The sequence below is a fragment of the Shewanella oncorhynchi genome, assembly GCF_030848765.1.
GTDB lineage: Bacteria > Pseudomonadota > Gammaproteobacteria > Enterobacterales > Shewanellaceae > Shewanella > Shewanella oncorhynchi.
In genome coordinates, this window is record NZ_CP132914.1 from 422706 (window position 1) to 442156 (window position 19451).

The window sequence follows — 19451 nt, forward strand, 5'->3', positions numbered from 1 at the left end:
ACTACTTCCCCAGTCTTTCTGCTAACTGCTCCATCAAAAATTCAATCAATACACTCACCTTAGTCGGCAAATATTTCCGCTGCGGATAAACCGCGTAGATGCCATGTTCTGGGAGGGGATGGTCTGTGAGCAAGGCTTGTAGGCGGCCTGTTTGTAAGTCGGCGTCGATCATGAAACGGGGCAGGTTGGCTATGCCTAAACCATCGAGTGTGGCTTGGTGGATGGCATCACTATTGTTGACTTGATAGTTACCGTTCGGCTGGATACGAGTGGGGCCCTGCGGGCTTAAGAAGGTCCATTCAACACCATCACGAAAGTATGAGTAGAACAAACAGTTATGTTGGCTGAGTTGCTGCGGCGTGTGTGGTGCAGCGTGGCGAGCAAGATATTCGGGTGAGGCGCAAATCACACTTAAACAAGGGGCGATTTTACGGGCAATAAGGCTTGAATCTGGCAGATCGCCGATGCGAATTGCCAGATCAAATCCGCCAGCAATTAAATCGGTTGTCTTATCATCCATCTGCATTTGCAGCTGTATTTTTGGATAGCGGCGCAGAAATTCGGGGATCAAAGGGGCGATATACAGACGACCAAATACCATAGGGACGGCGATACGCAGATTGCCCTGAGGCGCTTGTTGTAGCTCAGAAATGGCGTCTAACCCTTCCTCTGCAAGTTTAACGGCAGGACGAACATAGTCAAAATAGCGGGCGCCCGCTTCGGTAAGACTTAAGCTGCGAGTGGTACGGTGCAAAAGTTGAATACCCAGACTTTGTTCTAATAGGGTAATGCGTTTACTCACCGCCGATTTACTCAGCCCAAACTTTTGACTTGCCAGCGAAAAGCTACCGCATTCCACTACAGTGACAAAGATAGGTAGTGCTGAAAAGTGTTCCATGGTGTCCTTCGATTATTGCGTTCCCCTGCCATTATTGTTGATGATACCTCAACAGTCAGTTTTTATTATCGTGGTTATCATCGCCCTTGATGCAAGGTAGACTAATGCACTTGCTGATTGCGGGTGTCGACTGTGAAGCCTAGTTATTTTCGCGCTCATCGCTCATGTTTATCGCTTATCTTGATTACTGCTAGGCAGTTAGCCACAGTGTTGCCGCAATCGCCGATGTACCATTCTCGATGCCACTGAACGGCATGGGATGGGTCTTAGCTATTTTGTCAGAAAGAGAGTTCCTATGTCCTTGCCTTACCAATGGATTTTGTTCGATGCCGATGAAACCCTATTTTATTTCGATGCCTTAAAAGGGCTTAAGTTGATGTTTAGTGAGTTTGGGGTCGATTTTACCCAAGCCGATTTTGACGAGTATCAGTTAGTTAACAAACCACTTTGGGTTGATTATCAAGATGGCAAGATAACTGCCGCCGAGTTGCAAACCATACGTTTCGAACCTTGGGCTGCCAAATTATCTGTCACGGCCATGACGCTCAATAGTGCCTTTTTATCAGCAATGGCCGAAATTTGTTCGCCGCTACCCGGTGCCCGCGAGTTATTAGCCGCGCTCCAAGGCAAAGCCAAATTAGGTATCATCACTAACGGTTTCACTGAGCTACAAACCGTGCGATTAGAGCGTACAGGATTACAGCATCATTTTGATATTTTAGTGATTTCAGAAAAAGTCGGCATAGCCAAACCTGATGTGGGTATCTTCGAACATGCCTTCGAACTCATGGGCCATCCTGAGCGCGAAACTGTGCTCATGGTCGGTGATAACCCGCATTCAGATATCCAAGGCGGTATCAACGCAGGTATTCATACTTGTTGGTATAACGTCCACGGCCACGATGTGCCCGCCGGTATCGCCCCGCACTATCAAGTGAGCTCGCACCAAGAGCTGCAAAAAATCCTGTTACCGTAAACGGCTTATCACTGAGCCTAGTTCAGCACTTCGCACTCGATATTTTTGGCTAAGAGTGAGTGCTTTAACTGATATTCCCTCAGTGCCATAAAATACAAAAAAGCCCTTACATTAAGGGCTTTTTGGTATCTAAAACGCGTTAACTATCATTACTCAACATTTTGGATCTGCTCACGCATTTGCTCGATTAAGACTTTAAGCTCCACTGCGGCTGAGGTGATTTCAGTGCTGATAGATTTAGAGGCGAGCGTGTTCGATTCGCGGTTAAATTCTTGCATCATAAAATCTAAACGGCGACCTTCGCTGCCGCCTTTTTTGAGGATGCGGCGAGCTTCGGCTACATGGGCTTCGAGTCTGTCCATTTCTTCGGCGACATCTTGTTTCTGAGCCAGAAGCACCATTTCTTGCTCGATGCGGGCAGGGTCGAGTTCACCTTTGATTTCTGCAAGGCGGTTGGTGAGCTTTTCGCGTTGATACAGCATCACAGTTGGCATGTGCTCGCGTACGACGGCGATTTGCTCGCTTACGCCGTCTAAGCGGCTTAACAGCATGTCTTTGATGGCTTCGCCTTCACGGCCACGGGCTTCGATGAATTGATCTATGGCTGAATCGAAGGCTGTCATCAGATCGGCGCCGATCGCATCCATATCTTGTTCGCCGCTCGCTAGTACGCCCGGCCAGCGTAGGATGTCGGTCAGATTGACATCGCCTTGTCCCGCTTCTTGCTTGAGCCAAGTGGCGGCGCCTAATAGTTGTTTTGCTAGCGCTTGATTTAATTGCAGCTCGTTATTGCTGTTGTCTGCCAGTTCGTAGCGCAAATTGACTTCAACTTTGCCGCGGCTTAAGCGTTTACGTAGGCGGTCGCGCAGTACGGGTTCGAAGCTGCGGAATTGCTCGGGTAAACGTAGGTAAGTTTCGAGATAGCGTTGATTGACTGAGCGAATTTCCCAGGAGGCAGTGCCCCATTGTGCTTTGTGCTCGATGCGAGCGTAGGCTGTCATGCTTTGGATCATGGGTTGTCCTAATGGTTTAATCGTCATAATGAGAGGCGATTATAGAGTCAATGGCTTTAGGATTAAAGGCATACCGCCAATAGCGACACGGATTAGGCGTTTGAGTGTGATGAGTTTGCCAGAGAATCACCCTAAGCATGGCATCCTAAGGCTCAAGCCCTTATAATATGCAGCCAAAATCGGTCAATGACTCAGAATACAGGAATCTCGCATGCGTCCAAGTAACAGAACGCCAGCACAAACTCGTCCCATCACTATCACTCGCCAGTTTACGGCCCATGCCGAAGGTTCTGTGTTAGTGGAATTTGGCGAAACGAAAGTGCTTTGTACCGCCAGTTTTACTGAAGGTGTGCCACGTTTCCTTAAAGGTCAGGGTCAAGGCTGGGTGACTGCGGAATACGGCATGTTGCCACGTTCGACCCATAGCCGTATGGATCGTGAAGCCGCTCGCGGTAAGCAATCAGGCCGTACGCAAGAAATTCAACGTCTTATCGGTCGTGCCCTACGCGCCTGTGTGGATATGAAAGCCCTAGGCGAAAACACTATCGTGATCGACTGTGATGTGATCCAAGCTGACGGTGGCACACGCACTGCCTCTATCACTGGCGCCTGTGTGGCCTTAGTGGATGCGTTGAACTGGGCGCGTGGTAAAGGCATCATTAAATCTAACCCGCTGAAATTCCTTATCGCTGCTGTCAGCGTCGGTATTTACAAGGGTGAAGCGATAAGCGATCTAGAATATATCGAAGACAGCGCCGCAGAAACTGACATGAACGTGGTGATGACAGAAACGGGCAAGATCATCGAAATTCAAGGCACCGCCGAAGGCGAGCCATTCAGCCACGAAGAATTACTCGAACTGTTGGCATTGGCGAAGAACAGTATTCGTGAAATCGTCGATGTGCAAAAAGCCGCACTGAACTAATATTGTGGTGATGAAAAGCCCCGTCATGTTATAGAGTGCGGGGCTTTTTATTAACTGCAGCTTTTTATCTGCAGCAAGATGCTAGTGTAGTGCAAGCCTTGTACCGAATAAAAATTCCCCATAATAAAAAACCAATAAAATACAAAGTCGTAAGGAGATATTGTGAAAGCCTATCAACGTGAGTTTATTGAATTTGCCCTAGAACGTCAGGTGTTGCGATTTGGCGAATTTACCCTTAAATCGGGCCGTATCAGTCCTTATTTCTTCAATGCGGGTTTGTTCAATACTGGCCGTGATTTAGCACGTTTAGGCCGTTTTTATGCCGCTGCGTTAGTGGACTCTGGCATTGATTACGACTTACTGTTTGGCCCTGCTTACAAAGGTATTCCGATTGCTACGACTACGGCCGTTGCCCTGTGTGAGCATCACGATATTGACATTCCTTACTGCTTTAATCGTAAAGAGAAAAAAGATCACGGTGAAGGTGGCAGCTTAGTCGGTAGCGAGCTGAAAGGCCGCGTGATGCTCGTCGATGACGTGATCACTGCGGGTACTGCGATTCGTGAGTCGATGGAAATCATCGAAGCCCATAAGGCACAATTAGCGGGTGTGTTGATTGCTTTAGACAGGCAAGAGAAAGGCAAGGGCGAGTTATCGGCCATCCAAGAAGTTGAGCGTGATTTTGGCTGCGGAATAGTAGCAATTATTAAACTCGCCGACCTAATCAGTTATTTGTCTGAAAAACCAGGGATGGAAGTGCAACTTGCCGCCGTGAGCCAGTACCGCGAGCAATACGGGATTTAAGTCTAGTGTTTGGCAGCTTGTATTGAGCAAGCGGCTATTGCTGGCTTGGTGAAATTAGTTAATCAGCCAGCATTGATCTTAGCTAGGTTGAGAAGGGTTTTATTGAGTGGGTATAAAAACAAAAAACGCTGCGATTCTATAGAAGGAATCGCAGCGTTTTTTATTGAGCTGTATTGATTGCTATTGATTTCGACACATTTTAAATAGCGTTAAGTTTCAATACATTTATTTAGACTGGTGCAAAAACTCGGCGCGGGTTGCGGGGTTGGATTTGAAAATACCGCCCAGCGCTGTGGTAGTGGTCGAACTGGTGGAGTCCATCACGCCACGGGATTTTACACAGTAATGCACGGCATCCATTTTAACGGCAACGTCTTTGGTTTCGAGCAAGGTTTGTAGCGCGACTAACACTTGCTGAGTCAAACGCTCTTGCACCTGTGGACGTTGGGCGAAGAAACGTACTATACGGTTAATCTTTGATAAACCAATGATTTTTTTGCGTGGCAGATAAGCTATGGTGGCAGTGCCATCGATCGTCACTAAATGATGTTCGCAGGTGCTGGTAAGGCTAATGTCTTGCACTCGCACCATTTCATCGAAGCCCATCTTATTGTCGATAACCGTGATCTTAGGGAAGTTCGCATAATCTAAGCCGGAGAAGATTTCATCGACGTACATTTTAGCAATGCGGCGCGGCGTATCGGCAAGGCTATCGTCTGACAGATCCAATGACATTAATGTCAGGATTTCTTTCATATGATGTTCAATCTTGTCTTTACGTTCTTCACTGCTGTAAACGCTTGGGAGCATTGGGGTTTCAAGTCCACGTTCTAATAACGCGGCTTGTACTTTTACTGCTGCTTCACTTAATGCCATCTTATCCTCCACTACGTCGTAGCGGCTATAACAGAAAACCTATGCTGATCATCGCGTGGTACTAGGGCTGTTCAGCATCAGATACAAATTATTGTTATTCTCGCTAGGGCAAGAATAGGGGGACGAGGATAGCGCGAATTGCAGACAATTCATACCGAAAAACGCGCATAGGCCACATGAAAAAGCCGATAGTCCTTATCGGATATTGGCTTTAAATCTGCCACTGCCAATCGAGTTTAGCCTAGTAGTGTCGGCAAGTTTGAGTCAATTCTAAAGTTTCAGATTGGTTTTTAGGAAACTGAGCATTTGTTCATAGTATTTCGCTCTATGCTCATCGTTATAAAAACCGTGGCCTTCATTGTCCATCACCAGTTTTTGGTAAGGATAATTGTGAGCTTTTAGGCCTTTTTCGAGGGATTCGAGTTGTTCAATTGGCGCTCGCTCATCTTCACCACCATGCACCAATAGTATGTTTGCTTTGAGTTTATCGACGTTTTCAGAAGGAGACATTGCTTTAAGTACCGCTTTATCTTGGCCAAGCACATCCTTGAGATAGCTAGTACCAGAACGGCTGTTGGCGACATCGCCTTCATTAAACATCAATTCAAGATCATATACGCCAGCTACACCTATGGCGCATTTAAACATATCTGGCGCAAGCACAGCGCTCTGCAAGGCGCTGTACCCACCAAAACTGCCGCCAACAATACAGATGCGTTCCTTATCGGCAAAACCTTGGTCAATAACGTACTGGGTTGCGTCGATAATGTCGTGCTGAATATCTGAGCCCCATTTTTGATAGCCTGCGCGTTCAAATTGATCGCCATATCCACCTGAGCCACGGAAGTTGACCTGTAGAACGGCTATGCCTTGGCTTGCTAGATATTGGTTTTGTGGGTCAAAGCCCCACCAGTCACGGATACCGTGTGGACCACCGTGTGGATTGACGACTAAGGGTAGGTTTTTAGCTTCTTTACCAAAGGGGAGCGTTAGATATCCATGGAGTTGTTTACCATCACGACTGGTGAAACTGATGGGTTTAACATCAGCCATTTGCTCTGGGTCGAGCCATTTTTTAGCGGCGGCTAGATATTCAAGTTTTAGTGTTTTCGTATCAAATATGTAGTAATCGCCAGGGTTTCGATCGTTAAACGCAAGTACGACGAGTTTTGCTGCATCTCGGGTTTCGCTAACAATTCGTACTTGGTGACCTGGGAGAGCACCAAGCAGATCTTTTAGTAATTTAGCGTGCGAATCCTCATTATCGACAAAGGCATAACTTGGGTAACCATTTTCAAACTCGACGGCGTAAAGTTGTTTATTGGTGCCGTTAATCCAAAAGTTGCTAGGGTCAACGTTTTCATCCTGAATGATTTCAGTTTTATCGCCCGTTTCGAGATTAATTTTGTAAACCCCTAAGGTTTCACCTTGGGAGCGACCGGCGGCATAAATCGTATTTTTATCATCGGCAAAGGAGAGTGGTTTAAAATCAGCAAGACCTAGGTTGAGTTTGTCAGTATTTATCCAGTCACCATCTTTGCGGTAGAAGACTTTAGTGATGTTTTTACTGTCCTCACCGGCAACGAAGCGAACCTCTCCATCATGATCTGTCATAAAACGGGCTCTGCCGATAGGTGAGCCTGTGATGCGTTTACGTGTGCCATTGAACAAGTCTACGCGATAGACATCTTGTGATAGTTCAAAGTCAAGATTGATCCTATCATTCCATGGAATAGCATTGACTAACATGTAGCGTTCATCATCTGGCAGAGGATCGAGGATAAAAGCGCTCGCCCGCATAGGGGTGTTTTTCTTGATATTTGAACCTGTTTGTTGCTCACCACTCTCGAAGCCGAATAAATACGCTTTTCGTGAACCATCGGCATTTACCGCCATCAATTCACCGTAGTAGATAGGTGTGTCTTGCCAGCCTTTTAGGTATTCTTTTGCCAGTACCAGTCGCTCACTGTTGGCCCATTCATAGTCGCCGACTTGAGCATTATCGGGAAAACGTATCGCATTGAGGAGTTTTTTGGTTTGGGCATCTAAGACTAAGAGAACGTTTTTACCTTCGACACTTGTGATAGCGCTTAAGTATTTACCAGTAGGCGATATTTTTACATCCGAGTACTCATCACCTTTGCTGAATAACTGTGCTTGCGATAACGCATTCGCGTTGGAGCTATTGGCTGCAAAGGTAGATATTGGAAGTATTGGTAAGCAAAGTGTCGCCAACATGGCTAATCGGAAGAGTTTCATCTGACATCCTTGTAAAATCATTGTGTTTTTTGTTTTTAAAATGTTTTTTGAGGATAAAACAAAAGATGGAGCGAAACAAGGAAGGAATACCGAACATAAAGGACGATAGTTACCGTCCTTTATGTTGAAAAATCATTAGCTTTGTAAAAGTTGGTGCTGGATAAAACGCCACTGTTCATCGAAGTGTGTCGTCGGTTTGAGTTTGAATTCACTTCGTACAAATTGGGCGATGCGGCCTTCGGCAAAGGCTAACAGTAAATTGGCTAATATGGCTTCGTCTAAGTTGAAGCCTTTACCTTCTCGCAGGGTTTTTTCCCGTAAAATTTGCTTTAACTGGGTTTCAATTTTGGCAAATAAGTTACCAATACGGCTTCGCAGGCGTTCATTTTCACCGAGTAGAGCATCACCGTTGAGAACGCGGGAAATTCCTGGGTTACGTTCTGCAAAGATCAGCAGCAGTTGCAGTACCAACTGGCAGCGCTTCATGGTGTCTTTTTCGTCATCCATGATTAAATTGATGCGCGACAATAACGACTCTTCGATAAATTCGATTAAGCCTTCGAACATCCGCGCTTTACTCGGGAAGTGGCGATACAGGGCGGCTTCCGATACACCGACTTCTGAGGCCAGTTTCGCTGTGGTGATCCTTTGTCCTGGGTTGGTTTCTAGCATCTGCGCTAGACATTGCAGAATGTGTTCACGACGATTAATTTTTGGGCTTACAGCCATTGCAGTATCCTTGGCTCAATAACGACTTAGGGGATTATTTAGTGCCTGAATGGCCAAATCCGCCTTCACCACGGTCTGAGCTGTCGAACTCATCAACGAGTTTGAATTGTGCTTGTACCACAGGAACAAACACCAGTTGCGCGAGACGATCGCCCATTTCTAAGGTGAATGGACTGTCACCACGATTCCAACAAGATACCATTAAGGGGCCTTGGTAATCTGAATCTATGAGTCCGACTAGATTCCCCAGTACGATACCGTGTTTATGGCCCAGGCCTGAGCGCGGTAAAATCACCGCTGCAAGTCCTGGGTCGGCCACATGAATGGCAATCCCCGTGGGAATGAGCACAGTTTCACCCGGTGTAATGGTTAAAGCCGTGTCTATCATGGCGCGAAGATCCATGCCTGCACTGCCTGCGGTGGCGTAAGCGGGCAAGGGAAATTCTGAGCCGATACGGGAGTCGAGAATTTTTAATTCAATCGGTGTTTTCATGTATTTGTTTTTTCTTTCACTATCAACGAAAGTAATTGCCGTGCCAACGTGAGTTTGTCAGTAGCAGGCAAATCTTGACTGCCGTGCGGCCAGAAAACACGCAGGGCATTAGCATCGGCATTAAAGCCTAGGCCAGCAATAGAAACGTCGTTTGCGGCGATCATGTTCAAGTTTTTACGTTTGAGCTTATCGCGCGCATAGGCTTCTACATCATGGGTTTCGGCGGCAAATCCCACCACAAAAGGACGGTTAGGTAAGCTCGCAACCGTGGCTAAGATATCAGGATTCCTCACCAGCGCAAGTTGCATTTCTTCGGTCGATTTTTTGATCTTACAGGTAGCAATATCGCTAATGCGGTAGTCTGCAACGGCGGCGCAGCCAATAAAAATATCTTTTTTATCAACGTTATCCATAACAGCATCGAGCATATTTTGCGCCGATTCAACATCAATGCGTGTTACGCCTTCTGGGGTGTTGAGATTTACGGGGCCTGAGACTAAGGTGACTGTTGCCCCCATATCTGCCGCGGCTTTGGCTAGTGCAAAGCCCATTTTTCCAGAACTGTGATTTGAAATGTATCTGACGGGATCAATTGCTTCACGGGTTGGTCCGGCGGTAATCAGCACCGACTGGCCAGCAAGAGGCTGCGCAGAGACTTCTTTTGTTGCAAAAAAATCACTGGCTAGCTCGGCAATTTCTAGCGGTTCGAGCATGCGTCCAGGACCCACTTCACCACAGGCCTGACTGCCACTGGCGGGTCCCCAAAGGGTAAAACCACGTGATGCTAGGCTAGTTAAATTCGCTTGCGTAGCCAGATTACGGTACATCTGCTGATTCATTGCTGGACACAGGGCAATTGGCGCCTCAGTGGCAAGACACGTGGTGGTGATTAGCTCATCGGCCATGCCTGCATTAATCCGCGCCAATAGGTTTGCGGTTGCAGGGGCTATGATGACGAGATCTGCCCAACGAGCAAGTTCTATATGGCCCATGGCTGCTTCTGCTGCGGGGTCGAGCAGGCTAGATGCCACTGGATGTCCAGACAACGCTTGCAGCGTCAGAGGCGTGATAAATTCCATCGCACTTTGGCTCATCACCACGCGCACATCAAAACCACGTTCTTTCAAGCGACGTACTAAATCAGCACTTTTATAGGCCGCAATACCGCCGCCAATGCCCAGCAGGACGTTTTTATTTGTCAGACTCACAGACATCATCCGAGATAGAAATAATGCCGGCAACAATATCACAAAGTGGTGAATTTTAGTGACTATCCCAGTTCAAAAAATCTCGTCCATACTCAGTAAAGTGAAAATATGTGAGATGACAGGGAGGTCACATGGGGATTAAAGATTGGCCTGAGGGTGAAGGTCCCAGAGATAAACTGTTACAAAAAGGAGCTGCGCATCTCTCGGATGCTGAATTACTGGCAGTATTGCTGCGTAACGGTTTAGCTGGATTAAACGCGGTTGACCTTGCTAGGTCGCTTATTTGCGAGTTTGGCGGCCTCAGAAACCTGCTCTGTGCCCCAAGAAATCAGGTGTGTCGACTTCCGGGCGTAGGACCTGTAAAATACGCCCAGCTTCAAGCTGCGGCCGAATTAGCGCGGCGTGTAGCGCAGGAAAATCTGCAAAGAGGTCAGGTTTTGACAAATCCCGATTTAACTCGGGACTATTTAATGCGACAATTGGCCGATCGCTCCTATGAAGTGTTCGCAGTTTTACTGCTGGATAGCCAGCATAGAGTGATTCAATTTGTCGAATTATTCCGCGGCACAATAGACTCAGCCTCAGTGTATCCACGTGAAGTGGTGAGCTTAGTGCTGGAGAAAAAGGCCGCAGCAGTTATAGTTTGTCATAATCATCCGTCTGGTATTGCCGAGCCCAGTCAGGCTGACCGACGAATAACTGAGCGATTAAAAAATGCGTTAGCAACCATAGACGTATCCTTGTTGGACCATATGGTTGTAGGTGATCGAGAGATAGTTTCTTTTGCAGAACGAGGCTGGATTAATTAATCTAACACTTGATCTTCACTCTGTGATCGTGTATAAAATGCGCCCTCTTTGTGCCTCGGGCGACGGCCATACGAGGCACATTAATGCTCGAGCGTTAAAATTGTTTTTGGAGAAGATTGACATGTCAAGAGTATGCCAAGTTACTGGCAAGAAGCCGATGGTTGGTAACAACCGTTCGCATGCAAAAAACGCGACCCGTCGTCGTTTTTTACCTAACCTACAAAACCACCGTTTTTGGTTAGAAGAAGAAAAGCGTTTCGTACAGTTACGTGTATCTACTAAAGGTATCCGTCTGATCGACAAAAAAGGTATCGAAGTTGTTGTTGCTGAACTTCGTGCCCGTGGCGAGAAGGTATAATAGATCATGGCTAAAGCTAAAGGTAATCGTGAGAAGATCAAATTAGTTTCTACAGCTAAGACTGGTCACTTCTACACAACTGAAAAAAACAAGCGTAACATGCCTGAAAAAATGGAAATCAAAAAATTTGATCCAGTTATTCGTCAGCACGTTATCTACAAAGAAGCCAAAATCAAGTAATCCTTGGTTAGTGTTTCGAGAAAAGCCCCTTATTTAAGGGGCTTTTTTTTGCATTTTTTTAGTGGCTAGTCATCAAGTTGAGATAATTGCCTCGCAAACTGATGCCGCTGAATCATCCCCTGTGAAGTTAAAAAAGTGTGAACACTTGCTGAAAATATAAAATAGTGCTGTTCTAAGCACTTTAAATCATCAAATCTGCACTTTAGTGAGAATAAATTCTTTATATGTGAATTAAAATGCAATACCATACGCGAAAGTTAGCGATTCATTCCTGGTGTGTCATAGTGACGCTGCCAGCTCAAAAATGAGGTGTAAATAACGCGTGCGTACCACTGAACTGGTTGATGGATTTCGTCATTCTGCCCCCTATGTTAATGCTCACAGAGGTAAAACTTTTGTGGTCATGCTGGGTGGTGAAGCTTTGGCTCAAAATCAATTCCGCGCCATCTTAAATGATGTCGCCCTGCTGCACAGTTTAGGGATCAAAGTGGTGTTGGTATATGGCGCTAGGCCGCAGATTGATGCTGCATTAGCCGCCAACGGTATTGCGCCTGCCTACCACGACGGTGTGCGTATCACGGATGAAGATTCGCTCAAAGTGATTAAGCAAGTTGCGGGTGCACTGCAATTTGATATCACAGCGCGTTTATCCATGAGTTTAAGTAATACGCCGATGCAAGGTGCGCAAATTAACTTAGTGAGCGGCAACTTTGTGATTGCTCAACCACTGGGTGTGGATAATGGTGTGGACTTTTGTCTGAGTGGCAAAGTGCGTCGTATTGATGTGCAAGGCTTAAAACGTCAGTTAGATAATCACTGTATCGTATTGATGGGGCCGATTGCGGCTTCGGTTACTGGTGAAAGTTTTAATCTCACCGCTGAGGAAATCGCGACTCAAGTGGCAATTAAGCTTAAAGCAGACAAGATGATCGGCTTTAGCTCACAGAACGGTATTCTCGATCGTAATGGCGATGTAATTGCCGAGTTGATGCCAAATGATGCGCAAAACATCATGAACAAGCTGGCCGAGCAAGGTTCTGCTTGTGTTGGCACTATGGCGTTTCTCAAAGCCAGTATCGATGCTTGCCGCAATGGTGTGCCACGTTGTCATTTAGTTAGCTACCTTGAAGATGGTGCTTTACTACAAGAGCTGTTTTCCCGCGAAGGGATTGGTACACAAATCGTCACTGAGAGTGCTGAGCGTTTACGCTGTGCGTCGATCGCCGATATTGGCGGTGTGTTGAACCTTATCCGTCCATTGGAGGAACAAGGCATTCTGGTGCGTCGTAGTCGTGAGCAGCTTGAGATTGAAATCGAACAGTTCATGTTGATTGAGCGCGACGGTTTAGTGATTGGTTGCGCTGCGCTCTATCCTTTTGAAGAGGACAATGCGGGTGAGTTTGCTTGTTTAGTGGTGCATCCCGATTATCGCGATGCCGACAGAGGGAGCTTACTGCTGAAGAACATTATCAATCAGGCTAGAAACCGTGGTTATTCACGCTTGTTTGCATTGACAACTCGGAGCATTCACTGGTTCCTCGAGCATGGTTTTGTGATTGAAGATGTTGAAGCACTGCCACAGAAGAAGAAGCAGTTGTATAACTATCAACGCCGCTCAAAAATTCTCGCGCTCGATCTTTAAGCCGTTCTAAATCAATCCAATCAATGCCAGCCTAGTACTCATATTAGCGCTGGCATTTTTATTGACATAATATGTCTTTGTTGGCAGATTAAGACTTCACTGTACGGGAGATACTGCCAATGAGTCCTCAATTTTTTGAACTCGCCCCTTTAACCCAAACCTCTATCTTCAGTTTTATCGTCTTATTGCTCGGTTTAGCGGGTATCTTGCTGATGTTATGGTTAAAAAATATGCCTAAGATAGCGAAGTCGGCGAGTTTAGGTATATTACTGGTGATGATGGGCGGATTTTCTTGGGTCTTCTATCAATCGAATAGCGCCGAATTAGTGTTAACCGATACAGAGCTCACAGTGGATGTTCCCTTCTATAAAGTGCAGTTATCCCGCGCGGATTTATTGCCCGCCGAGGCACGCATAGTCGATTTGCAACAAGAGGTAGATTTAACGCCGAGCTTTAAAACCAACGGTATAGGCATGCCAGGGTTTCAATTAGGCTGGTTTAAGTTGCAGGGGAAAGGCAGGGCATTTTTGGCGATAACAGATAAATCGCAGTTAGTGTTAGTGCCAACGACTAAAGGCTACAGTTTATTACTGACAGTACCGCAAGGGAGTGAGTTTTTAGCACAGTTACAGAAGTAATCATCATATGTCATCACTTCTGCCACTGTGTTTATCGGCGTGATAATGCTCACGCCGTTTTGCGTTTATAGGCCATATCTAAGGTAAAGACGAGCAGCGCGCTCCAGATAAATCCGAAGGTCACGCCTTTTTCGGCATCGAAGGGCTCATTGAATAGACTCACCGCGAGGATAAACATAATACTCGGGCCAATATATTGGAAAAAGCCGAGCATAGACAATGGAATACGTACCGCTGCCCCTGCAAAACACAGCAAAGGAATGGTAGTCACTATCCCAGCCGCCATTAACATCAGATTCAATTGCCAATCGTTAGTCAGCATGCTCGCCGTGGCTGTGTCTAAGGTTGCGATGAGATAAACCAGTGCAACCGGTAATAGCACTGCAGTTTCGACTAATAAGCCTGCTTTGGCATCTACATTGACCTTTTTTCGCAGCAGTGCATAAAAGCCAAAGGTGCCCGCGAGTGCCAGTGAGACGATGGGAATAGAGCCAAAAGAGATTAACTGGATCAATACGCCAGCGCTGGCGAGTGAAACCGCAAACCATTGCAGTTTACGCAATCTTTCGCCTAGAAATAACATACCGAGTAAGACGTTGAGTAAAGGATTGATGAAGTAACCTAGGCTGGCATCGAGCATGTGATCGTTATTTACCGCCCAGATAAATAGTAGCCAGTTTCCCGCGATCAATATGGAAGTAATGGTGAGAACCATCAACTGTTTAGGCTGTTTAAACAGTAAGCGTAAGCGAGAAAAACCGCCGATAAACTGCATAATGATCAGCATAAACACGAATGACCAAATCACTCGATGGAGCAAAATTTCGGTGGCGGAAACATGGTTGAGTAATTTGAAATATAAAGGCGCAAAACCCCACATACAGTAAGCACTGACGGCAAGTAGGATCCCTTTGCGGTATTCAAGATCTGGCATGAGACATCTTCGAAGAACAACAAGGTGGCGATTGTAGGTGTGTCTGACCGCTGACTCAAGGGCATCGCCGTGTTCTTTTCGTTACAGAATATCTCCGCAAAAGATTGAATGGACAATTAAAGTCAGTAAACATCCTGTTAATCAAGACGTTTACCTTAGTCAGTTTTGAGCCCTAAGGCAGTAATACACATCTAAATTTAACCGCCTAACCCACCATATAAGTCCCTGTTCCAAAAGCGATATGCGTGCCTTGCTCATTATGTAGTTCCATGCGGCATACTGAAACTCTATTACCCGCACGAATGACGCTGCCCGTCCCCGTAAAGGTGAGGCCGCGTCCCGGCCGCAGATAATCGACGCGCATATCAATCGTCCCTAAAGTTTGGAGGCGTTGTTGTAATTCTTCAATCGTCCAATCTTCACGGCTTGCGACCAGTCCTGCAAATGCGGTAAGTCCGCCGACCACATCCAGTACTGTAGCTGTGACACCGCCGTGGAGGATCTGTTGATGAATATTGCCAATAAGTTCTGGTTTCATATTGATGACCACTTCGACACCATCGACATCATAGCGTTTAATATCGAGCCCGAGCAGATTATGAAAAGGGACATGTTGATCAAAGACTTCTGCCACTCGGCTTAATATCTCGGCTTGGATTGGGCTGGTCATTTTGGGGTCCTTGTCACTGAGTGACGGTATTAGGCGTAATTGGATTTGTTATCAACACTGAGATAAACAAAGTGCGGCTTAGAGCAATTAATCTACAGTGAAGCTTACGGCTAATGCAACTCCGTCGCTAAAATGACGACACCGTTTCGGCAGTTTTTAAAGTATTTTACCCCGCGTTCGTTATTTTTGGCTTAGCCCACTAGGGTTAAAATAGCTGCAATCGTGGTGAATTGCCTCGTCTAAAGCGCTTTAAATTACCGTTGAATCCTGCATTTTGAACTAGTTTGGGTATAGAATAGGCCCCCTCACTTTTGACATAGAAGATCCATGGAAAAGCTCGTACTCGACACGCATGATGATCCGCTCTCGCAACGCCTCGCACAGGTGTTTGGTTACCGTGACTTTAGGGACGGTCAGCGGGAGGTGATAGAACGTGTCTGCGGCGGGCAAGATTGCTTAGTGATCATGCCAACGGGCGGCGGTAAGAGTCTGTGCTATCAACTCCCCGCGTTGCTGATGGATGGCATTACGATTGTCGTATCTCCATTGATTTCTTTGATGAAAGATCAAGTCGATAGCTTGTTGCAAACCGGTGTTGCGGCGGCTTATCTCAATTCTTCATTGCCGCGAGAGCAGAGCGCCGAAGTATTAAGGCAGCTGCGCCACGGTGAGTTAAAACTGCTTTATGTGTCACCAGAGCGCTTATTAAGCGCTGATTTTATTGAGCGAATGCAGTCGCTCCAGCTGGCGATGTTTGCCATCGATGAGGCGCATTGTATCAGTCAATGGGGTCATGATTTTCGCCCTGAATATGCGGCGCTCGGCCAGTTAAAGCAACTCTTCCCCTATGTGCCTATGATGGCGCTGACAGCAACGGCGGATCAGGCGACTCGGCAGAGTATTTGCGAGCGACTTGGGATTGACCCGTTCCGTTTACTCTCGAGTTTCGACAGGCCCAATATTCGCTATACAGTCGCCGAAAAGCTTAATGCAGCTAATCAGTTACGACATTTTTTAACACAGCAGAATGGCACTAACGGCATTATTTATTGCAGCAGTCGCCGTCGTGTCGATGAAGTGGCCGACCGTTTATGCCTGCAAGGTTTTAAGGCCAAGGCCTATCATGCGGGAATGACGCAGGAAGACCGTGGTGCAGTGCAGGATAGTTTCCTTAAAGATCAAATTGATATTGTGGTTGCCACTGTGGCTTTTGGTATGGGGATTAATAAGTCGAATGTGCGCTTTGTAGTGCATTACGATATCCCGAAAAGTATCGAAGCCTATTATCAGGAAACGGGCCGAGCAGGACGTGATGGGCTCGATGCAGAAGCTTTTATGTTGTTCGATCCCGCCGATATTGGTCGGGTGCGACATTTGATTGAACAGTCCGAGCCAGGACCGCAGCAACAGGTCGAATTCCACAAACTTAATACTATGGCTGCCTTTGCTGAGGCGCAGACCTGTCGCCGCCAAGTGTTGCTGCATTACTTTGATGAGAGTGCATTAGAGCCCTGTGGTAACTGCGACATTTGCCTCGACCCGCCTAAGCGTTATAACGGCACCGAAGATGCGCAGAAGGTGCTGTCATGTATTTTCCGTTTAGGCCAGCGTTTTGGTATCAATCATTTAATTGAAGTGTTGCGCGGTTCGAAAGGTGCGCCGATAGTCGATCGAGGGCATGACAAACTCACGACTTGGGGGATTGGTAAAGACAAGAGCCATGAATATTGGTTGAGTGTGATCCGTCAACTCATTCATCTGGGACTGGCAAGTCAAGATGTGACTCGCGGTTCATCTATTACCCTAAACCCATCGGCACGGCCTGTGCTCAAAGGGGAAGTGGCGCTAATGCTTGCTGAACCGCGTATTCAGTTAACAACCACAAAACGTAAGGCGAGCCAGTCTAAGGCACCGCTGAACTACGATCGTAAGCTGTTCGCACGACTCAAGTTACTGCGAAGAACCATAGCTGAGCAGCAGGATGTGCCGCCGTATTTAGTCTTTAACGACGCAACCCTCGCAGAAATGGCAGCCATGATGCCAACGAGCGCGGGGGAAATGCTCGCAGTCAACGGAGTGGGCGAGCGTAAACTGAGCCGTTTCGGTGACGCTTTTCTCGATGAAATCGCGGCTTATTTAGCGGGAGAATAATAGTTTGGATTATTCTCATTGACTTTAACCTTGCCCAATTGATTTATGCTGGCTCGCTTAATTAAAGACTCTAAGGTATCAAACTGTTGCATCGCCGCTATACCAATATTGACCTTACTTGAACCCTGCCAAGGCTGAATGCAAGCAACTAACTGACTAACGACTCTTTTAGCACCAGTTGCCGAGGTATGCGGCAGGATAATGACAATTTCATCCATCGAATATCGGATTAACTTATCTTGCTCCCGTAGTCTGTGTTGTAGCTCATCCTGTAAGAGAGGTAGGTCAACTTGACGGATCTGACTCGCATTAAACAATAATAAAGACAGTGGGTAATTACCTTGTTTGGCACTGTTTAATGCTGATGTGACTTGTTGGAGCAGCGTTTCCGCAGGTTCATTACCTTCAATATGTGGGGCACGATTATTCTGTTTATCAATCAAATACCAAATAGCTCCGCCCAATAATGCCATTGCGATTAAGAACAGTGTGCTATAGGCCCAATCGACATTTAGCTCTTGTAGGATTGAATCTTTTTCTAGCGCAGTGCTATTTGGCTCCTGCTGTAGATCTTGTTGATTTAGACGGGCCTTAAACTGCAATATCCGAGCATTATTCATCGCTTGATTGGTGAGCTCGGCCGCTCGATAACGTTTGAGTAAGAAAGAATAGGCCTGTTTAAAATCCCCTTTTTCTAAGTAGTGATCGCTCATGATCCCGTAAAATCCTTTGAGATCAGAATACTGTTTTAGATTTTCAGCTTGCTCAATTGCGTGATTCATGAGAATTAAAGCGGCATCTTCTTGATGCTGAGCAAAACGAATTTGGGCGAGTAGGCGAGTTGAACGCATTGTCGCTAATTGTTGATTTTGTTTTTTAAACGTATTAATCGCGATAGAAATGTACTCTTCGGCATTATCAATGCGGCCTTTATCGAGCGCGATTGAGGCCAAAATGGCATAACTGTAGGCGAGTTCAAGTGGCGAACCGAGCTCAGGTAAAAGCGCTTTAGCTTGTTGTTCGAGTTTATCACTGTAATCAAACTCTTGATTATCAAGCGCTATTCGAGCTGCATTGCGTAAAATAAAGTGTAAAACTTTCCCTTTTGCATCGGCACTTTGTATACCTAAGTTGGTGTAATACATGGCTTGGGGGAAATCATGGGTGGCATAAAGTAAATTTCCCATCGCGGCATACACATAGGCCTGTGGTGGCCAAATCCAATTTTGGGTTTGAGCATGAATATCCGGATAAATATCAATCGCGAGGCGTAAATCTTCGATAGCAGAGGAGAAGTTATCAGTGTCAGTATCGAGTTGGCCACGTAAGCGTAAAGCATCGACTAAGGCTTGTGGTTGCTGGTAACGTCGCGCTAGGTTAATGGCTGAATCAAGCAAAGGTAGGGCATTTTGAACATTGTTATAGCTAAGGTTGGCGTCGGCTTGGCAAATCAAAAAGTAAGGTCGTACTTGATCTAGCTTAAGTTGTTTAGCGTTTGCTTCGCCTAATTGAGCGACGTTGATAGCGGCTTCATTTTCCCCTATTTGTAGTAGGTTTTGGCATTTCAATACACTTAATCTGAGTCGATTGATATCTGAGCTTGCACTGGTCGCAAATTGTTTTTCTAACGCTGTTATTTGAGTGAGTGCTTTACTGGGATATTGGTAGACGAGTTCAGTGAGTTCATCTAATTGGTCTATAGCACTGGCCCCAAAGGGAAACAGCCATAACAACAGGCTCAGTACCAAGACGCGAAAATCCATTTTGTGCTCCATATAAAATGCGTAAGTTCTAATATCCTTAATCACTAAGGCGGGATTATAACTTTTCTTAATCGTTTTTTGCATAAAAAACTATTTTTTTCTAAGGGGAATAAGTTAACACATCC

19 protein-coding genes are annotated in these 19451 nt (G+C 46.2%); 9 read left to right on the top strand and 10 right to left on the bottom strand.

Annotated elements, in window-relative coordinates; genetic code table 11:
• Position 1 precedes the first annotated feature (1 nt).
• Complete coding sequence (locus RA178_RS02005; RefSeq protein ID WP_306684309.1) at positions 2-898, bottom strand: LysR family transcriptional regulator; 897 nt, start codon at positions 896-898, stop codon at positions 2-4.
• 295 nt (positions 899-1193) lie between these two features.
• Between RA178_RS02005 and yjjG the strand changes: the two genes are divergently transcribed.
• Positions 1194-1874 carry a pyrimidine 5'-nucleotidase gene (yjjG, locus tag RA178_RS02010; RefSeq protein ID WP_306684310.1) on the top strand — a complete coding sequence of 227 codons (681 nt, stop codon included), beginning with the start codon at positions 1194-1196 and terminating at the stop codon, positions 1872-1874.
• Positions 1875-2023: 149 nt separating this feature from the next.
• Here the strand turns inward: yjjG and RA178_RS02015 are convergent, their stop codons facing one another.
• Positions 2024-2887: a YicC/YloC family endoribonuclease gene (locus tag RA178_RS02015; protein WP_006086670.1), complete on the bottom strand. Its 864-nt coding sequence runs from the start codon at positions 2885-2887 to the stop codon at positions 2024-2026.
• 211 nt (positions 2888-3098) lie between these two features.
• Here RA178_RS02015 and rph point away from each other — a divergent pair, with 211 nt between their 5' ends.
• Both rph and pyrE read left to right on the top strand, forming a co-directional pair.
• The gene (rph, locus tag RA178_RS02020) at positions 3099-3812 is read left to right on the top strand and encodes a ribonuclease PH (protein WP_006079862.1); all 714 of its coding nucleotides are present in this window, start codon (positions 3099-3101) and stop codon (positions 3810-3812) included.
• Between the two features lie 162 nt (positions 3813-3974).
• Positions 3975-4616 (top strand): orotate phosphoribosyltransferase, encoded by a 642-nt coding sequence (gene pyrE, locus RA178_RS02025; RefSeq protein WP_006079863.1) that lies wholly within the window; start codon positions 3975-3977, stop codon positions 4614-4616.
• Positions 4617-4841: 225 nt separating this feature from the next.
• Here pyrE and folE read toward each other — a convergent pair whose 3' ends face one another.
• From folE to coaBC, 5 genes are all read right to left on the bottom strand, one after another.
• Entirely contained in the window at positions 4842-5492 is a 651-nt protein-coding gene (gene folE / locus RA178_RS02030) for a GTP cyclohydrolase I FolE (RefSeq protein ID WP_006079864.1), read from the bottom strand.
• 270 nt (positions 5493-5762) lie between these two features.
• Entirely contained in the window at positions 5763-7751 is a 1989-nt protein-coding gene (locus RA178_RS02035) for an alpha/beta hydrolase family protein (protein ID WP_306684311.1), read from the bottom strand.
• 135 nt (positions 7752-7886) lie between these two features.
• Positions 7887-8480 (bottom strand): nucleoid occlusion factor SlmA, encoded by a 594-nt coding sequence (gene slmA / locus RA178_RS02040; protein WP_113941097.1) that lies wholly within the window; start codon positions 8478-8480, stop codon positions 7887-7889.
• A 34-nt stretch (positions 8481-8514) separates the two neighbouring features.
• Positions 8515-8973 carry a dUTP diphosphatase gene (gene dut, locus RA178_RS02045; RefSeq protein ID WP_173247374.1) on the bottom strand — a complete coding sequence of 153 codons (459 nt, stop codon included), beginning with the start codon at positions 8971-8973 and terminating at the stop codon, positions 8515-8517.
• Complete coding sequence (coaBC, locus tag RA178_RS02050; protein WP_173248718.1) at positions 8970-10190, bottom strand: bifunctional phosphopantothenoylcysteine decarboxylase/phosphopantothenate--cysteine ligase CoaBC; 1221 nt, start codon at positions 10188-10190, stop codon at positions 8970-8972. The genes dut and coaBC overlap by 4 nt, the downstream gene beginning before the upstream one ends.
• Positions 10191-10312: 122 nt before the next feature.
• Between coaBC and radC the strand changes: the two genes are divergently transcribed.
• The 5 genes from radC to RA178_RS02075 all read left to right on the top strand — a co-directional run bounded on the left by radC (position 10313) and on the right by RA178_RS02075 (position 13808).
• Entirely contained in the window at positions 10313-10990 is a 678-nt protein-coding gene (radC, locus tag RA178_RS02055) for a RadC family protein (protein ID WP_113941095.1), read from the top strand.
• A 121-nt stretch (positions 10991-11111) separates the two neighbouring features.
• Positions 11112-11348, top strand: a complete 237-nt coding sequence (rpmB, locus tag RA178_RS02060) for a 50S ribosomal protein L28 (protein ID WP_006079870.1) — start codon at positions 11112-11114, stop codon at positions 11346-11348.
• Between the two features lie 6 nt (positions 11349-11354).
• Positions 11355-11528: a 50S ribosomal protein L33 gene (gene rpmG, locus RA178_RS02065; RefSeq protein ID WP_006079871.1), complete on the top strand. Its 174-nt coding sequence runs from the start codon at positions 11355-11357 to the stop codon at positions 11526-11528.
• A gap of 322 nt (positions 11529-11850) precedes the next feature.
• Positions 11851-13170 carry an amino-acid N-acetyltransferase gene (gene argA / locus RA178_RS02070; protein WP_105251176.1) on the top strand — a complete coding sequence of 440 codons (1320 nt, stop codon included), beginning with the start codon at positions 11851-11853 and terminating at the stop codon, positions 13168-13170.
• Positions 13171-13289: 119 nt separating this feature from the next.
• Positions 13290-13808 carry a PH domain-containing protein gene (locus tag RA178_RS02075; RefSeq protein ID WP_306684314.1) on the top strand — a complete coding sequence of 173 codons (519 nt, stop codon included), beginning with the start codon at positions 13290-13292 and terminating at the stop codon, positions 13806-13808.
• A gap of 49 nt (positions 13809-13857) precedes the next feature.
• Here the strand turns inward: RA178_RS02075 and rarD are convergent, their stop codons facing one another.
• Complete coding sequence (rarD, locus tag RA178_RS02080; protein ID WP_263168662.1) at positions 13858-14742, bottom strand: EamA family transporter RarD; 885 nt, start codon at positions 14740-14742, stop codon at positions 13858-13860.
• 205 nt (positions 14743-14947) lie between these two features.
• Entirely contained in the window at positions 14948-15412 is a 465-nt protein-coding gene (locus tag RA178_RS02085; RefSeq protein ID WP_248069031.1) for a thioesterase family protein, read from the bottom strand.
• A gap of 327 nt (positions 15413-15739) precedes the next feature.
• Here RA178_RS02085 and recQ point away from each other — a divergent pair, with 327 nt between their 5' ends.
• Positions 15740-17563: a DNA helicase RecQ gene (gene recQ / locus RA178_RS02090; protein ID WP_306684315.1), complete on the top strand. Its 1824-nt coding sequence runs from the start codon at positions 15740-15742 to the stop codon at positions 17561-17563.
• On the opposite strand, the gene RA178_RS02095 is transcribed toward recQ, so the two are convergent.
• Positions 17545-19326, bottom strand: a complete 1782-nt coding sequence (locus RA178_RS02095; RefSeq protein ID WP_306684316.1) for a diguanylate cyclase domain-containing protein — start codon at positions 19324-19326, stop codon at positions 17545-17547. The genes recQ and RA178_RS02095 overlap by 19 nt on opposite strands.
• Positions 19327-19451: the final 125 nt, after the last annotated feature.

Bases quoted from the DNA above. Each gene is read 5' to 3' on its own strand.
- RA178_RS02005 (WP_306684309.1), bottom strand. From the start codon at position 898: ATGGAACACTTTTCAGCACTACCTATCTTTGTCACTGTAGTGGAATGC.
- yjjG (WP_306684310.1), top strand. From the start codon at position 1,194: ATGTCCTTGCCTTACCAATGGATTTTGTTCGATGCCGATGAAACCCTA.
- RA178_RS02015 (WP_006086670.1), bottom strand. From the start codon at position 2,887: ATGATCCAAAGCATGACAGCCTACGCTCGCATCGAGCACAAAGCACAA.
- rph (WP_006079862.1), top strand. From the start codon at position 3,099: ATGCGTCCAAGTAACAGAACGCCAGCACAAACTCGTCCCATCACTATC.
- folE (WP_006079864.1), bottom strand. From the start codon at position 5,492: ATGGCATTAAGTGAAGCAGCAGTAAAAGTACAAGCCGCGTTATTAGAA.
- RA178_RS02035 (WP_306684311.1), bottom strand. From the start codon at position 7,751: ATGAAACTCTTCCGATTAGCCATGTTGGCGACACTTTGCTTACCAATA.
- slmA (WP_113941097.1), bottom strand. From the start codon at position 8,480: ATGGCTGTAAGCCCAAAAATTAATCGTCGTGAACACATTCTGCAATGT.
- dut (WP_173247374.1), bottom strand. From the start codon at position 8,973: ATGAAAACACCGATTGAATTAAAAATTCTCGACTCCCGTATCGGCTCA.
- coaBC (WP_173248718.1), bottom strand. From the start codon at position 10,190: ATGATGTCTGTGAGTCTGACAAATAAAAACGTCCTGCTGGGCATTGGC.
- radC (WP_113941095.1), top strand. From the start codon at position 10,313: ATGGGGATTAAAGATTGGCCTGAGGGTGAAGGTCCCAGAGATAAACTG.
- rpmB (WP_006079870.1), top strand. From the start codon at position 11,112: ATGTCAAGAGTATGCCAAGTTACTGGCAAGAAGCCGATGGTTGGTAAC.
- rpmG (WP_006079871.1), top strand. From the start codon at position 11,355: ATGGCTAAAGCTAAAGGTAATCGTGAGAAGATCAAATTAGTTTCTACA.
- RA178_RS02075 (WP_306684314.1), top strand. From the start codon at position 13,290: ATGAGTCCTCAATTTTTTGAACTCGCCCCTTTAACCCAAACCTCTATC.
- rarD (WP_263168662.1), bottom strand. From the start codon at position 14,742: ATGCCAGATCTTGAATACCGCAAAGGGATCCTACTTGCCGTCAGTGCT.
- RA178_RS02085 (WP_248069031.1), bottom strand. From the start codon at position 15,412: ATGACCAGCCCAATCCAAGCCGAGATATTAAGCCGAGTGGCAGAAGTC.
- recQ (WP_306684315.1), top strand. From the start codon at position 15,740: ATGGAAAAGCTCGTACTCGACACGCATGATGATCCGCTCTCGCAACGC.
- RA178_RS02095 (WP_306684316.1), bottom strand. From the start codon at position 19,326: ATGGATTTTCGCGTCTTGGTACTGAGCCTGTTGTTATGGCTGTTTCCC.